Origin of the sequence: Psychrobacter sp. R86515 (assembly GCF_042466315.1) — a bacterium.
GTDB lineage: Bacteria > Pseudomonadota > Gammaproteobacteria > Pseudomonadales > Moraxellaceae > Psychrobacter.
Map to the genome: position 1 here is coordinate 1,202,645 of NZ_JAXHCC010000001.1, position 14,692 is coordinate 1,217,336.

The following is a 14,692-nucleotide window of genomic DNA, read 5'->3' on the forward strand; positions in this document are numbered from 1 at the left end:
GTCAAATTTACTAACGCGATGGTATTTAGTGTCACTATTTATTTTATGGTACCAAATAATATTCAGTACAGTATTTTTAATTTGTAGGGCTATATTTGGTAAGTAATACCTTTAAATAAATAATGCGCCCTAAAATCAGATGAAACGTCTAATGTCAGCAGGGTAAATAGTGTCAACCTCTTTACTAGCAGGTAGTAGAAAACTAACAGGCAATAAAACGGTGGTCAACTATTTGTAACAACAATGATTATTGCTGTCGCCTCTGCTTAATTGTCGCTCAACATGCTAAACTATAGCAAATCTTTGTGTAAATACCTAACTAAAAATGACAAACTCAAAAATGACTGACGACGCTCCTACCCATGAAGCCCCTGCTATTTTTAATAGCAAAACACGCCCACAAAGCGCTGACGATGAGATTAGCAACTTCGGTAAGGTGAACTACCTCGAAGTAACGCGCCATCAACACGACCAGCGTTTGGATAATTTTTTGTTAAACCGTTTAAAAGGTTTGCCAAAATCACATATCTATAAAATGATTCGCTCAGATGAGATACGAGTCAATAATAAGCGCTGCAAAGCACACGATAGAGTGCAGCGTGAAGATGTGGTACGTATTGCCCCTGTAGAGCTAGCAACGCGCGAGAAACCAATTATTAGTACCGAATTTGCCAAAAGCTTACTGGCTCGTGTGGTCTATGAAGATGACGGTTTGCTAGTGCTGAATAAGCCTTCTGGTATCGCTGTGCATGGCGGTAGCGGCTTGGACTTTGGGGTTATCGAAGCGATGCGTGAAGTGACGGGTAAAAAATACCTAGAGCTAATCCATCGCATTGATAAAGACACATCAGGGCTACTGATGATTTCCAAAAAACGCTCAACGCTCAAAGTATTGCAGCAGCATTTGGTAGATAAGACCATTCAAAAGCACTATCTATGTCTTGCCAAAGGTCAACCTGCACTTAATGAGCAACGTATTAATGCGCCATTGCTACGTTATACGCTTGCCAGTGGTGAGCGCCGAGTGAAAGTAGATAGCCAAGACCCACAAGCGAAAGAAAGTCAGACTGATATCGTTATCCATGATCGCCTTATGATTAATAGTCAGCCAGTCAGCTTAATTGAAGCTAAGCCATTGACGGGTCGCACGCATCAAATCCGCGTGCATTTAGCGCATATCGGTCATGCCATTTTAGGTGATGACAAATATAATGTTCATGATAAATCAGGCGTCCATCGTCTGTGTTTACATGCATGGCGCTTAGACATTCCAGGCTACAAGACCATTACTGCGCCATTGCCAGACGATATGGCAGATTGGCTTCCAGAAACAACGAAATTGCCTGAATAGTTTTTCAAAATAAACTCTTAAGCCAAACTATTTTGTATTTTCCTAAACGTCACGATATCTTATTTTTACGAATAAGCCACCGTGACGTTTTAGTATCTGCTATTTATTATTGATATTCATTAAGGTAAATTCATGACCAAACCAGCTACAACTTCAGAGTGTGTTATAAATACTCAACCATCAGCAGAACACAATCTGTCTGATAAGACGTTAATTATTTTTGATTGGGACGGCACGCTAATGGATTCAATCGGCCTGATTGTTGATTCTATGCATGTGGCTGGGGAAACACACGGGTTTGAGACGACTGATAAAGCCGTAAAAAATATTATTGGTCTGAGTTTGATGAATGGCATTAAGATTTTATATCCGCAGGCAAACGATACGCAGTTGCGTGAGATTCAGCAAACCTATGCAGAATACTATGTTGCTAATAGTCACAGTACGCCGCTCTTTGAACCAATAGAGGGTATGTTGCAAGTTTTGCAACAGCAAAGCAAAACGCTCGCCGTAGCAACGGGTAAAAAAAGAAAAGGGCTAGATCGTGTATTAGATGCCTCAGATAGCCATGATTACTTTGCGATTACGCGTTGTGCTGATGAGTCAGGCTCAAAACCTGATCCGCAGATGTTGACCGATATCTTGGATTATACGCAGCAGCAGGTTTCTGATGCTGTGTTTATCGGCGACAGTATCTATGACATTCAAATGGCAACAGCATTGGGTATGACCAGTATAGCGGTGAACTATGGTACGGCAACGAGTGCAGAGCTTGCGGAGCAAAATCCAACCTACCAAGTTGATACTCCACAAGCGCTAGTGGATTTGCTATGCGGGTAGAGCTACTTTTATAATTCTTATTATTTTAATATCACACCGATAATAGTAATGAGTGAATAAACAGACAATAAAAAGGGTTTATCGTAATAGCGATAAACCCTTTTTATTAAAGACAACGATATTTATTTGTTTTCTTTATCAACGCTCTCTTTTTCACCGCTTTCTTTTTCAATAGCGTCTTCTAACTCAGCGCCTTCTAGCAACGCAAAAGAAGATTCGATAATTTTATCTGCATCAAGCTGATACTCATACCAGTTGCCCATTATTCCAGCCAACTCATCGAGACCTTCTTTTCTGAGAGCCGAAAACAACTGAATGGTACAGTTTAAGCCCAGTTTTTTCAGGCGTTTACGAGTCTCAAGGAGGGCGTTTTTAGAAGCACCGTACTTCAGTTTATCTGCTTTGGTCAGCAGAATATGTACTGGTAGCTCACCATCGTTTGCCCAGTGTAACATTTGCTCATCAAAAAACTTAAGCGGATGACGAATATCTGTCATCAATACCAGACCTGCAAGGCTTGAGCGTGACACCAAGTATTCTTCTAGTTCAACCTGCCATTCTTTTTTCATCTCTAGCGGAACAGCTGCGTAGCCGTAACCAGGCAAATCAACCAAACGTCTGTCAGTATCACCGATACTAAAAAAGTTAATCATCTGCGTGCGTCCAGGTGTCTTAGACGAGCGAGCCAATTGACGCTGATTGGTTAAGGCGTTGATGGCTGATGATTTGCCAGCGTTTGAGCGACCTGCAAAAGCGACTTCCAATCCCATATCAGGCGGACAGAGACGAAAGGTAGGTGCTGACATCATAAACTCAGTTTGCTGAATTTTTTGACGAGATTTGGTATTGAACAAGGCATGTTCAGCGGCGACATCGTTAAACGGGGTACTCATAAATGGCTCATTAATCTTAAAAAATTGGATGCGATTATAAAATTTTAGTCACCTGATGATTCAGGTCATCGGTGCGGTCAAGTAATTGGTCAAGAAATAGGTAAATCAAGGTAAAAGGCTGTTCTTTATCAATACAGTTATGTGCAAATCATAAAAGTAGCTATTTAATATTACTGGCTATTCTATACTATTCCGCGTCTTACTTATTGAAATAACTGCGATTAGCATCATATAAATAGTAGGATAACATTAAAGTTGGCCTGTCATTAAGACAAGTTCTCAGCTTTAAAAAAGCCATATCCAAATTATCTATGTTTATATGACATATATTGTTACAATGTTTAACGAGAGACGTTTAATAGAACGATTGATGAGACACGTGAAATATCACGAGGAGGTGCTCTATGTTTTCAATCAGTAAACTTCTTAGCACGAGTTATCGCGCTATAACGGCTAGCAGTGCTGCAATATTATTAAGTGGCATTATGATTAGCAGCGCAGGTGCGGCGGATATCGCCACTACCTATAATAACTCATGTGCAGCCTGTCACGATAGTGGGGCGCTAAATGCCATTAAAAAAGGTGATAGTGCCAAATGGCAACAGCTGATTAAACAAAAAAGTATGCCGACGCTTATCAAGTCCGTCAAAGGTGGTATGCCACAGATGCCAGCAGGTGGTCTTTGCGACAAATGTAGTGATGACGATTATCGTAAACTTATCGAATATATGAGCAAATAATCGACTTATAAATATAAGTTAAGCATATAAAATAAAGCGCTGGGCTAACAACCTATCTGCGCTTTTTGTTTTTGCGTCATATTGTATATTGTGTTGCCAGAAAACTGATAGATACTATGATTAAGTAGGCAAATGATACAAAGTCTTGCTATAATAATCGAAAATAAACCCTGATGTTAGTAAGTACTTTCAGACTGCTTGTGTCCAAGACCTCAAAATATACGCCATTCTCATGATTAAAGAGGCGGCTATATCAGGTATCTTATCAGTGCAATCACTCTAAATAATGCTTACGCCGAGCTAGTAGGATTTGTATCAATGAAAAAGTTAATCGCTGCTGCCAGCTTATGCGTTGCAAGTTTCAGCGTACAAGCTGCTATTATTGTTCCTGAATATGACGTCAATGCAGGTCAAAAAGTTGCAGAAACCGTTTGTGCCGCTTGTCATGGTCTTAATGGCGTCAGCATTGTTCCTGCACAGCCAAACCTTGGCGGCCAAAACGTAAAGTACCTATATAAACAGCTAGTCAACTTTAAAGCAGGCTATCGCAAAAACGGTATCATGCAGTCACAAGTTGCTAATCTGTCTCAGCAAGACCTAGCCAACGTAGCAGGTTATTACGCCAGTCAAGCGCCTTGGGGCGTTGGCTACGGCAATCCTGCAACCAACCAAGAAGCGACTAAGCTATTCTTGGGTGGCGACAAGTCGCGCGGCGTCATTGGTTGTGCCGGCTGTCATGGTCCAGACGCTGCAGGTAACACTTGGGCTGCATTTCCAAAGCTAGGCGGACAGCACGCTCAGTATATTGCTACTCAGCTAAAACTATTCCGTGCCGCTGGACGTGTTGATGATATCGATAGTGATGATCAAAAACGAGTTAATGATGCAGCCAAAGAAGGCGAGATGGGTATGATGCAAACGGTTGCATCTAAACTATCAGATCGTGACATTCGTATCCTGTCAGACTATGTAAGTGCTATTCACTAATTGATTCGCACTGATTCAATATCTGATACACGTTTTGCTTTGCATAGAAGGCTATTGAGTAAAGCCACTGAGTATTGAATCGCATATTGATTATATCTGAATGACTAAACCCCGATTTCGGGGTTTTTTTATAACTGTTTGTCCCTTATATTAAGACAATATTTAGATGAATTCATTTACAGAGGCCAGTCTTTGCTCTGTATAATTATAAATTATCGTTATTCACTTTATACCAATTTTCAAAATACGATTGGCTTTTTCAAACATGTTCAGTCTACTATGCGTGGTACTTGCACTTGTTTTGTTTGCTAATCCAGTTTTTGTGAATGGTATTAGATCGTTTGGATTGAAATTATGATGATCCGTTATGCTTCTTATTTTATCGCGGCGCTACTACCGTTATTGCTATTTCGTTGGTTTGCACCTGCGTCAATTGGTGAGATTGACTTTTGGTTACTATGGCTATTAGCCATGGTATTGGTTGCGCTGCCAGTTGTTTACGCTGAGATAGCATTGGCCTATCGCAGTGTCGAAGGCCCTCTAGCGGGTATGCAAAAGCTCACTCGTGAAGCAGATGTCAGTCCGATCTGGCGTAGCTTTGGTTGGTTAGCGGCGCTGGTTTCTATTGTGATTGCAGCATTAGTTATATCTGGTGCAAGTACGGGCATATTGTCTGCGTTAACTGAGCTAAATAGCATACCCGATGTACCGAACTTTGCAATTGCTGCAGGCCTGATGGTCATTGCGTTACTTTTAAGCTTGCTGGGTGTTACGCCTCTACCTATTGGTTTGGGTTTGATGGTAATAGGGTTGCTGCTAGGGTTCGCAAACGGTGTGCCAAGTGCTGGTTTTGCTATGACTGATGTCAGTTTGACGGAATGGGCACGCGCAGTCGCGTTAGCGTTAGTGAGTGTCGGTGCAGGTACAGGACTATACTGGTTCGGTCAGAACTTGGTGAGTAAGCAAACAGTCACAGCGGTAGAAGCAAACAATCAGCAAGTAAAAAACAGAGCGGCTACTCGTGAGTACCGTGCAACCAAGCTAGTGTTACCGATTTGGGTGTTACAACTGCTGATAGGAGTAGTGGCTTTATTTACTAGTGGTATGTCGCTACCACCAATTGGACAGCTGTTATATTGGGGTGGGGTGTTATTTGTAGCCAGTTACTTGCTACATTACAGCACGCAACAGTTAACGCATAAATTTGGATTGTTAGTTAGTTTGATAATCACTTTTGCTGTAGCGTTATTATTAGTGGTTGCGATTCCGACAGCATGGTTAGTTGGCATCTTGGTCATTATTAGTAGCATTGCTGTACTATTATTATCAGTATTTGCGGGTTGGCAGATGAAGATTAGCCATCTACGCAAGTCGTTAAATTTTAGTAATGAAGCAGTTTATAACTTGTGGCGAGTGGCGATACGTTTAGTCGTACCATTAGCATTGCTGCTAGCATTGATAGGTTGGGTGATGCAGTGGTTGAGCTAACAGTCGAAGGTCGTGACAGCAGTGTGCCACAGTCTACGCAAGCCAATCTAATGACCGTATATCTGGCGTATGCTGAAGATGAGCAGCGCCAGCATTATCTAGCTTTGCAGGTTAGACAAGGTACTAGTTTGCGTGAAGCATTGGCGCAAGCAGGATGGCTTGAGAAATTTGTAGAACTGGCAGCGTGGTGTGAGCAAGTAATAGATATCACCACGCCAACTGCGAAACGTTGGCATGTAGGGATTTATGCACAGAAACAGCCATTAAGCTATTTGCTACAGCCTTTTGACCGTATCGAGGTATATCGCAGTTTAAGCGCTGATCCTATGTCTCAGCGCAAAAATAAATCTCGTAGCTAAACCATTAACTATCTAAGCTAATAGGTTTCGCTAACTATGATGCTGGCAGACTCTCAATACCTTCGATGCGCGTGACCAAACCATTATCATCAAAGTAAACAACTAAATGCTGGCTGGCGTTTTTGACATCTGCGATGCCTTTACGGCTACCTTCAGTGCCTGCTTTGTAGTCATAGATATAATCCCAGCGTTTAGGCTCAAGAGTATCTCGAATCGCAGGGCTGCCAAGAGTATAAAGAACTTGGTTTTGATTCATCCCCACTTTTAGCTTTTGAGCTTGGGTTTGAGTAATCGCTGTGCCTTGTGGCAAATCAATCTTATAAACACTCAATAATGAGCAGCCAGACATAGCAACAGTAGCGCTAAGCATACTGGTGATAACGATCTTACGTAATGCGCTTGTGTGGCTTAACGGACGGAAATTTAATGTCTTTATCATGGTAAGATGACTCATAAGAAATGAATTAGGTGTGGCCAGCGTTAGGTGGTACCAGTCTGACCGACAATCTTGGACAAATGATACGTCATTTACTTGCAATTGCCTACCACTTACGACATTATTTACCAAACACAATCTGAATAGTTAGATTAATTATATTTTAAATTCATAGGCTTGCATCTCGATATTTAGAAAATAATAAGAGAGATGTCTGCGTAAGTTTCATCAGTTTATTATTAATCATTTACTTTATATTAAATAAAAATAATCTTTGTTGATTATTTATCTCATATTTTCTATTTGTTAAGGCTGTCACAGTCAAAAGGGATATTATGGCTTCTTTTACCAATCAAGATTTACGTAGAGCAGGACTCAAGGTCACGTTACCTCGTATCAAAATTTTAGAGCTATTAGAAAGCGCAGAGCTGCATCACATGAGTGCAGAAGAAGTGTACAAGGCGCTTATCGAGCAAGGTGAAGACGTAGGTCTTGCCACTGTCTATCGTGTCCTAACACAGTTTGAACAAGCAGGTATTGTTGAGCGTCATAACTTTGAAAACAATCTATCTGTATTTGAGATTACCCAAGAAGAGCATCACGATCACCTAGTTTGTGATGTGTGTGGCAAGATTATAGAGTTTCATAATGAAGTCATCGAAGAAGAGCAATTGAAAGTAGCAGAAAAACATGGCTTTAAACTGTCTGGGCATTCTCTCGTGCTATATGGTATCTGCGCGGATCAAGCCTGTAGAGACAGCGCGAAGTAATTGTCTAGCGTATAAGTAGAAACGCTTATTTCTATCAGCACTACGATATCGAACAATAAAAGAAGCCCTCGTTATAAATAACGAGGGCTTCTTTTTATATGTCTATTATGCGTAGAAAGCGCAATAATTTAGCTTACATCTAACGATAAACTATCAGCACCTTCATCTAAATTAGCTTTACCGTTTTTGCTACTGAGCTTAATTTTGAGGCGTAGATCGTTAGGAGAGTCGGCATGTAGAATCGCTTCTTTATACGTTATCTCTCCTTGTTCGTACAAATCAAAAAGCGCCTGATCAAAGGTTTGCATACCACTGTCTCGTGAGCGTGTCATCACATCTTTGATTTCATGGACTTCCCCTTTACGGATATAGTCACTGATCAGCTGCGAATTTAGCAAAATCTCAATAGCAGCGCGTCGTCCTTTACCATCAGGTGTGGGAATAAGTTGCTGCGCGATAATAGCTTGCAGGTTCAACGACAAATCCATAAACAACTGATTATGGCGACTGGTTTCAAAGAAGTGAATGATACGATCGATTGCTTGGTTAGCGTTGTTTGCGTGCAACGTTGCAAACACTAGATGGCCAGTTTCTGCGTACTGAATAGCATAGCTCATGACTTCACGGTTACGAATCTCACCGATTAAGATGACATCGGGTGCTTGGCGTAGCGTGTTTTTTAGGCCCGCTTCAAATGAATGGGTATCGATACCAACCTCACGTTGGGTGATAATACAGCCGCGATGTTTATGGACAAATTCGATAGGGTCTTCTATCGTAATAATATGACCATGAGAATTTTGATTGCGATGTCCTATCATTGCAGCAAGGGTAGTGGATTTACCCGTACCCGTTGCGCCAACTAATAGAATAATACCGCGTTTTTTCATGGACAGCTCTTTTAGTGCTGGCGGTAAACGTAACTCTTCGACCGTTGGAATGTTGTTTTCAATTTTCCGTAAAATCATTCCTGCCATATCACGCTGTATAAATGCACTGACTCGAAAACGTGCTTGCTGCGCCTCATCAGCAATAGCAAACTGACACTCATTGGTATCTTCAAACTCTTTTCGTTGGCTTGGCGTCATCACACCCTTGACCAACCTCATGGTTTGCTCAGCACTCAAGGGCGTTTTACCAACAGGCAATATCTTTCCATTGACTTTCATGGAAGGCGCTACATCAGCAGTAATAAAAAGGTCAGAGCCATTTTTATTAATCATTAACTGCAATAGTTTATCAATGTCCATATCGTACCTGCACTAGATGTAAATCGATTAAGAAAATATTTAAAATCATGCTGTAAAGTTCGTAAGTAGAAGGCTATTAAATAATAGTGGATATCACCAATTATTCACTTCTAATGGTCTCTCTATATATACTATAGAAACGCTTCAGGCTGTTTTGCATAAGGACGCGCCACATCTTTGCTAATAGTACCTTTGCCTACCAAGTTCTTTAATGTTTGATCGAGCGTAATCATGCCTTCGCCTGCACCAGTTTGAATAGCAGAATACATCTGAGCAATTTTATTCTCACGTATCAAGTTACGGATAGCGGGGGTACCTAACATGATTTCATGGGCTGCCACACGTCCACCTGCTTGACGACGTAACAGGGTCTGTGAAATAACGGCTTGCAATGATTCTGACAGCATCGCGCGAATCATGTCTTTTTCAGCAGCAGGGAACACGTCGATGACACGGTCAATTGTCTTAGCGGCTGAGCTAGTATGCAAGGTACCGAATACTAAGTGACCAGTTTCTGCTGCGGTCAATGCTAAACGAATGGTCTCAAGGTCACGTAGCTCACCGACCAAGATAACATCAGGATCCTCACGTAGAGCAGAGCGTAATGCTGGTTCGAAACCCAAAGTATCACGATGAACTTCACGTTGGTTAATCAAGCTTTTCTTTGATTCATGAACAAACTCAATCGGATCTTCGATAGTTAGAATATGCTCCTTACGGCTTTCGTTAATATAATCAATCATCGCCGCAAGCGTTGTCGATTTACCTGAACCTGTTGGGCCCGTTACCAGTACCACACCACGCTTAAAGTCAGAAACGCGTCTAAAGACATCGCCCATACCTAAGTCTTCCATCGTTAATACTTTGGAAGGAATGGTACGAAATACAGCGCCTGCACCGCGGTTTTGATTGAAAGCATTGACACGAAAACGTGCTAGATTAGGGATCTCAAAAGAAAAATCCGTCTCAAAAAATTCTTCAAAGTCAGCACGTTGTTTATCATTCATGATGTCATAAATAAGCTGATGCACAACCTGATGGGTCATCTCTGGCATATTGATACGTGTCATTTCACCGTCAACACGAATCATTGCCGGCATGCCTGCTGAAATATGTAAATCTGATGCCTTATGTTTAACAGTAAAACGCAGCAAATCTTCGATACTTAGATTATTTTTTTCAGCCATAATTTGATATTCCTATCACTTAGTTCGGGTAAAACAGAACACTACAAAAACACGTGGTAAACTATCTATCAGCAATTTCAACTGAACAAGAAACGTTGAAGAGATAACCAATTTTTTTACTATCGCTAGCACATTCAGTAGCATATGTTAAAGCATGTAACAATATCATAACAAGACTGTGAGTATTTAACCATCTACTAAGTTAATAAAACTCAAAATTAGTTTTAATAAAGATATTTTTATATGAATAATCTTTTATCAATCTTTATTAAACGATTCTGCATAAAATAGTCATAAATATCGAGTAATTATTTTTTGAAGAAGTTTTGAAAACCTAATAAATATTAAAGGCCGAATATGAAAGAAAAAGATCAAAATATTGATGAAGTGACACTTATCGATAACTGGCAGCAAGTTAGTAAGCAGATGAAGCAAGCATGTGATCATACTGACAGACAGACTGATAATGTTATGCTGCTAGCTGTTTCGAAAACGAAACCTGCTGACATGATCGCAACTTTAGCAGCTCAAGGACAGCGCAATTTTGGTGAAAACTATCTACAAGAAGCCATCGAAAAAATTACTGAACTTAAAGCTCAGCCTGTAGGTAAGAGTATCGTTTGGCATTATATCGGTAGTATTCAACGTAATAAGACACGTGACATTGCAGAGCACTTTGATTGGGTGCAAACGGTTGAGCGCGATATCATCGCCAAGCGATTGAATGACCAGCGACCAACTGACCTGCCACCGTTGAATGTGTTGATTCAATTAAATATCGATAACGAAGATAGCAAGTCAGGATGTTTGCCAGCCCAGTTGCCAGAGCTGATAACAGCGATTAAAGGCTACGAGCGTCTACAGTTACGAGGCCTAATGATTATTCCTGCTAAAGCAAATACGGATGCCTTTGCTCGAACTAAGCAGTTGTTTGAAGAGGTTAAAGCCGACTATCCAGAGCTAGATAGCTGGGATACGCTTAGTATGGGTATGAGTGGTGATATGGCAGAAGCGATAGAAAACGGCACAACAATGGTACGTGTCGGCACTGCTATCTTTGGTCAGCGTGCTTGAAACAATGTGAATAGGCTAGCTAAGTATTCTTTAACTAGCCAGTAAGTTAAGTGACATCTTCTAATTTGGTTACTAGCATCTGCGTAATTTTAAGATTATCAGTTGCAATAATCTCAAATCGATAATTGGCATACTCAATCGTGTCGGTCTTTTTAGGGATTTTTCGAAGCATATACATCATGAATCCACTGATAGTCTCGTAATTTTGACTGCGTGGTAGGTCGACGATATCTAATGCACGAATCACATCTTCGATAGGGGTCATGCCATCGATTAGCCACGAGTTGTCAGTGCGCTGGACAATAGGCTGTTCTTCTAGCGTTACCAACTCACCCATCACAATGCTCATCACGTCCTTTAATGTGATAACACCAACGACTAGAGCATATTCATTCACGATAACTGCAAAATCAGCGCCAGTAGATTTAAACATTTCTAGTACTTCAAATAAAGACAACGTATCAGGCACGAAAAGTGCTGGCTTCAATAGAGCTTTGTTCGTTAGGCTAACTTCTTGTTGGTTCAAAACCAAAGCCAAAAAGCTACGAGATTCCACATAACCAATGATATGTTCTAAATCGTCATCATGGCAGACCAAGAACTTATTATGTGGCTGCTCAATCATGATATTCACGACTTCTTCGGTACTTGTCTTGGTATCAAAGTAAACGATATTTTCTCGAGGATTCATCACTGAGGTGACGGTACGCTCTTGCATATCAAAGATATTTTCGATCAAGTGATGCTCTTGCTTCTTTAGTACACCCGCTTCAGCACCAGCATCCATCACTGCATAAATATCTTCTGGTGTCATATCATCTTGACGTATGGTTGAGATGCCAAAAAGCTTAAACAGGATATTTGCGGCCCCATCGAACACCCATATAATGGGCTTTAGTATAAATATCAACAACATCATCGGGCGTACAAGCCGTACAGCTATCGTCTCTGCATTTGACATGGCCAAACGTCTGGGCATTAGGTCGGCAAGTAGTGAAAACAAACTCGTGATAAGTACAAATGATATAACTGATGCTATCGTTTCACTATTCAATAACTGTTCGAGATATGGACTGATGGCCGATTCACCCACGGCACCAGCTGAAATAGCGACCGCATTTAGCACTATTTGTACGACGGTGATAAAGCTACCAGGGTGCTCTTGCATATTAAGGACATCAAGCGCGCGAACATCGCCTTCTTTTGCCATAATTTGGAGCTTGATTTTGCGTCCTGCGGCGATGGCAATCTCAGCAGCAGAGACAAAGGTGCTTAAGGCAAGCAGTAAAAGAAGAAAGACACTAGCGGTTAGCAAACTCATGACGTACTCGAAAAAGAAATAAAGATAATTAAGGCAAAATAGTTGGTGAAACTGTGTGGAAAAGAATACGGCTAGGTATAAAAATTTTTGGTAGATAAAAACCAAAAAAGCTGGGCAAGCACCCAGCTAATAGTAAAAAATTCGATATCTTGTAAAACTGGCTAACTAGTACCTCTCAACTTATAGATAGTAGAAGTTGAGAGATATGTAGTAATTAACCTTTGATTGACCACTTATTGACTAACGGATAACGGCGTTCACGTCCGAAAGCTTTGTGGCTAATCTTGGTACCAATAGGAGATTGCAAGCGTTTGTATTCGCTGTTGTCTACCATTTTGATGACTTTAGCGACCATCTCAGCATCGAAGCCTTTATCAATAATCTCTTGATAGCCCATATCTTCATCGATATATGATGTCAAGATACCATCTAACACATCGTAGTCTGGCAAGCTGTCTTGATCCTTTTGATCTGGACGTAATTCAGCTGATGGTGGACGAGTGATAACGCGCTCAGGAATCACAGGAGTATCTTCTAAACGGTTACGATAGCTCGCCAATTTATAAACTTGAGACTTGTATACGTCTTTTAGTACGTCAAAGCCGCCAGCCATGTCGCCATATAGCGTTGAATAACCAACCGCCAATTCTGACTTGTTACCAGTCGTGATAACTAAATGACCAAACTTATTGGACAAGGCCATCAAAATGACACCGCGAGCGCGCGCTTGGATGTTTTCTTCAGTAGTGTCCGCTGGCGACTTATTGAATAACGGCGCTAACGTATGACGGATGCCTTCGACAGCGTCAAAAATAGGGCAGACGGTGTAAGAAACATTTAAGCGACGTGCTTGGGCTTGAGCATCTTCTAGACTAATTTGAGAGGTGTATTCGTATGGCATCATGACCGCATATACCTTGTCAGCGCCTAGAGCGTCAACAGCGATACAAAGCGTCAATGCCGAGTCAATACCACCTGACAACCCGACAATAATACCAGAGAATCCTGAATGGTTGACATAGTCGCGTAGACCGACGACTAACGCTTGATACATTTCAGATTCGCGGCTTAAGGTTAGAGGCGCTTTGGTCTGCTCATTAAACTTCGCAGTTTTTACATCTAACGTAGCCAATAGTAATTGATTCATAAAGCGTGGCGCTTCATGGGCAACGCTACCGTCAGCTTGTACAGCCATAGAGCCGCCATCAAACACTAGATCGTCTTGCCCGCCCACTGCGTTGACATAGACGATAGGTAGTTTGTTTTCACGGCTACGCTTGGCAAGCATGGTTTTGCGATTGTCTTGCTTTTCAATCTCAAAAGGTGAGGCGTTTAAGCTTACGATTAGATCAGCACCCTGTTTTTTAAGCTCAGAGATAGGACCTTTTTCCCACAAATCTTCACAGATAAGCAGACCAATAGTAATACCTTTATAGTCAAATAAAACTTGATTACGACCTTTATCGAAATAGCGACGTTCATCAAACACGCCATAATTTGGCAAAATTTGCTTATGATAAAAGCCTTTTTGATGACCATTATGTAGGATGGCAGCAGAGTTAAAAGTACCGTGATGATCGACATGCGGATAGCCGACAATCATGACGATATCATCAATATCACTCAAAGTAGACAAAGCGCTTTTGACGCGGCCAGACAAGCTTGGACGTAGCAATAAATCTTGTGGAGGGTAGCCTAGTAGCGCTAACTCTGGGAATACGATTACGTCAGCACCCTGTTCGCGTGCTTGTAATGCTAGGGTACGCATTTTTTCGACGTTGGTTGCGATATCACCGACCAAAAAATGTGATTGAGCTAAGGCAAAAGTGACAGTATCTTGTGGTTTATTGGTCTTACTGGCTTCGTTTGAGGTGTTAGAGTTGGGGTTATCAGTGTCTTTTGACATTGTTATTGTTCCTATCGATATATTATTAAAATTTGGTGTGTCTGTATTGATTTCAAATAAAATCAAAGTAAATCCGAAATTAACTCAAAA

The 14,692-nt window shown here is 41.1% G+C and carries 14 protein-coding genes; 8 read left to right on the forward strand and 6 right to left on the reverse strand.

Translation table 11 applies throughout. The features are described 5' to 3' along the window. Nucleotides 1-340: 340 nt before the first annotated feature. On the forward strand, nucleotides 341-1,351 hold the full coding sequence (locus tag SJY28_RS05100; RefSeq protein WP_379543689.1) for an RluA family pseudouridine synthase: 1,011 nt from the start codon (nucleotides 341-343) through the stop codon (nucleotides 1,349-1,351). A 132-nt stretch (nucleotides 1,352-1,483) separates the two neighbouring features. Further along, the gene (locus SJY28_RS05105) at nucleotides 1,484-2,191 is read left to right on the forward strand and encodes an HAD family hydrolase (RefSeq protein ID WP_379543690.1); all 708 of its coding nucleotides are present in this window, start codon (nucleotides 1,484-1,486) and stop codon (nucleotides 2,189-2,191) included. Between the two features lie 122 nt (nucleotides 2,192-2,313). Here the strand turns inward: SJY28_RS05105 and yihA are convergent, their stop codons facing one another. Next, on the reverse strand, nucleotides 2,314-3,084 hold the full coding sequence (gene yihA / locus SJY28_RS05110) for a ribosome biogenesis GTP-binding protein YihA/YsxC (protein ID WP_102078084.1): 771 nt from the start codon (nucleotides 3,082-3,084) through the stop codon (nucleotides 2,314-2,316). 404 nt (nucleotides 3,085-3,488) lie between these two features. On the opposite strand from yihA, the gene SJY28_RS05115 reads away from it, so the two are divergent. The 4 genes from SJY28_RS05115 to SJY28_RS05130 all read left to right on the forward strand — a co-directional run bounded on the left by SJY28_RS05115 (nucleotide 3,489) and on the right by SJY28_RS05130 (nucleotide 6,658). Then, entirely contained in the window at nucleotides 3,489-3,824 is a 336-nt protein-coding gene (locus tag SJY28_RS05115; protein ID WP_296209474.1) for a cytochrome c5 family protein, read from the forward strand. Between the two features lie 318 nt (nucleotides 3,825-4,142). Then, the gene (locus tag SJY28_RS05120) at nucleotides 4,143-4,811 is read left to right on the forward strand and encodes a cytochrome c (RefSeq protein ID WP_101205531.1); all 669 of its coding nucleotides are present in this window, start codon (nucleotides 4,143-4,145) and stop codon (nucleotides 4,809-4,811) included. Between the two features lie 354 nt (nucleotides 4,812-5,165). After that, nucleotides 5,166-6,299, forward strand: coding sequence for a hypothetical protein (locus SJY28_RS05125; RefSeq protein WP_379543691.1), 1,134 nt, complete (start codon nucleotides 5,166-5,168; stop codon nucleotides 6,297-6,299). After that, nucleotides 6,287-6,658 carry an RnfH family protein gene (locus tag SJY28_RS05130; RefSeq protein WP_379543692.1) on the forward strand — a complete coding sequence of 124 codons (372 nt, stop codon included), beginning with the start codon at nucleotides 6,287-6,289 and terminating at the stop codon, nucleotides 6,656-6,658. Before SJY28_RS05125 ends, SJY28_RS05130 begins: the two co-directional genes overlap by 13 nt. Nucleotides 6,659-6,692: 34 nt before the next feature. Here the strand turns inward: SJY28_RS05130 and SJY28_RS05135 are convergent, their stop codons facing one another. Beyond that, nucleotides 6,693-7,112 carry an outer membrane protein assembly factor BamE gene (locus SJY28_RS05135; RefSeq protein ID WP_057758247.1) on the reverse strand — a complete coding sequence of 140 codons (420 nt, stop codon included), beginning with the start codon at nucleotides 7,110-7,112 and terminating at the stop codon, nucleotides 6,693-6,695. Between the two features lie 317 nt (nucleotides 7,113-7,429). On the opposite strand from SJY28_RS05135, the gene fur reads away from it, so the two are divergent. Further along, entirely contained in the window at nucleotides 7,430-7,864 is a 435-nt protein-coding gene (fur, locus tag SJY28_RS05140) for a ferric iron uptake transcriptional regulator (RefSeq protein ID WP_057758249.1), read from the forward strand. A gap of 128 nt (nucleotides 7,865-7,992) precedes the next feature. On the opposite strand, the gene SJY28_RS05145 is transcribed toward fur, so the two are convergent. Together SJY28_RS05145 and SJY28_RS05150 are read right to left on the reverse strand one after the other, a co-directional pair. Beyond that, nucleotides 7,993-9,114 carry a PilT/PilU family type 4a pilus ATPase gene (locus tag SJY28_RS05145; RefSeq protein ID WP_114701246.1) on the reverse strand — a complete coding sequence of 374 codons (1,122 nt, stop codon included), beginning with the start codon at nucleotides 9,112-9,114 and terminating at the stop codon, nucleotides 7,993-7,995. 131 nt (nucleotides 9,115-9,245) lie between these two features. Next, a complete protein-coding gene (locus SJY28_RS05150) occupies nucleotides 9,246-10,301 on the reverse strand; it encodes a type IV pilus twitching motility protein PilT (RefSeq protein ID WP_296209488.1) in 1,056 nt (351 codons plus the stop codon). A gap of 357 nt (nucleotides 10,302-10,658) precedes the next feature. On the opposite strand from SJY28_RS05150, the gene SJY28_RS05155 reads away from it, so the two are divergent. After that, the gene (locus SJY28_RS05155) at nucleotides 10,659-11,375 is read left to right on the forward strand and encodes a YggS family pyridoxal phosphate-dependent enzyme (RefSeq protein WP_379543693.1); all 717 of its coding nucleotides are present in this window, start codon (nucleotides 10,659-10,661) and stop codon (nucleotides 11,373-11,375) included. A gap of 46 nt (nucleotides 11,376-11,421) precedes the next feature. Here SJY28_RS05155 and SJY28_RS05160 read toward each other — a convergent pair whose 3' ends face one another. Beyond that, a complete protein-coding gene (locus SJY28_RS05160) occupies nucleotides 11,422-12,696 on the reverse strand; it encodes a hemolysin family protein (protein WP_379543694.1) in 1,275 nt (424 codons plus the stop codon). A gap of 214 nt (nucleotides 12,697-12,910) precedes the next feature. Next, entirely contained in the window at nucleotides 12,911-14,602 is a 1,692-nt protein-coding gene (locus tag SJY28_RS05165; RefSeq protein WP_290175498.1) for an NAD+ synthase, read from the reverse strand. Nucleotides 14,603-14,692: the final 90 nt, after the last annotated feature.

Coding starts and splice junctions, on each gene's coding strand:
- SJY28_RS05145 (WP_114701246.1), bottom strand. CDS start 9,114: ATGGACATTGATAAACTATTGCAGTTAATGATTAATAAAAATGGCTCT.
- SJY28_RS05115 (WP_296209474.1), top strand. CDS start 3,489: ATGTTTTCAATCAGTAAACTTCTTAGCACGAGTTATCGCGCTATAACG.
- SJY28_RS05105 (WP_379543690.1), top strand. CDS start 1,484: ATGACCAAACCAGCTACAACTTCAGAGTGTGTTATAAATACTCAACCA.
- SJY28_RS05120 (WP_101205531.1), top strand. CDS start 4,143: ATGAAAAAGTTAATCGCTGCTGCCAGCTTATGCGTTGCAAGTTTCAGC.
- SJY28_RS05125 (WP_379543691.1), top strand. CDS start 5,166: ATGATGATCCGTTATGCTTCTTATTTTATCGCGGCGCTACTACCGTTA.
- SJY28_RS05100 (WP_379543689.1), top strand. CDS start 341: ATGACTGACGACGCTCCTACCCATGAAGCCCCTGCTATTTTTAATAGC.
- yihA (WP_102078084.1), bottom strand. CDS start 3,084: ATGAGTACCCCGTTTAACGATGTCGCCGCTGAACATGCCTTGTTCAAT.
- SJY28_RS05155 (WP_379543693.1), top strand. CDS start 10,659: ATGAAAGAAAAAGATCAAAATATTGATGAAGTGACACTTATCGATAAC.
- SJY28_RS05160 (WP_379543694.1), bottom strand. CDS start 12,696: ATGAGTTTGCTAACCGCTAGTGTCTTTCTTCTTTTACTGCTTGCCTTA.
- fur (WP_057758249.1), top strand. CDS start 7,430: ATGGCTTCTTTTACCAATCAAGATTTACGTAGAGCAGGACTCAAGGTC.
- SJY28_RS05165 (WP_290175498.1), bottom strand. CDS start 14,602: ATGTCAAAAGACACTGATAACCCCAACTCTAACACCTCAAACGAAGCC.
- SJY28_RS05135 (WP_057758247.1), bottom strand. CDS start 7,112: ATGAGTCATCTTACCATGATAAAGACATTAAATTTCCGTCCGTTAAGC.
- SJY28_RS05150 (WP_296209488.1), bottom strand. CDS start 10,301: ATGGCTGAAAAAAATAATCTAAGTATCGAAGATTTGCTGCGTTTTACT.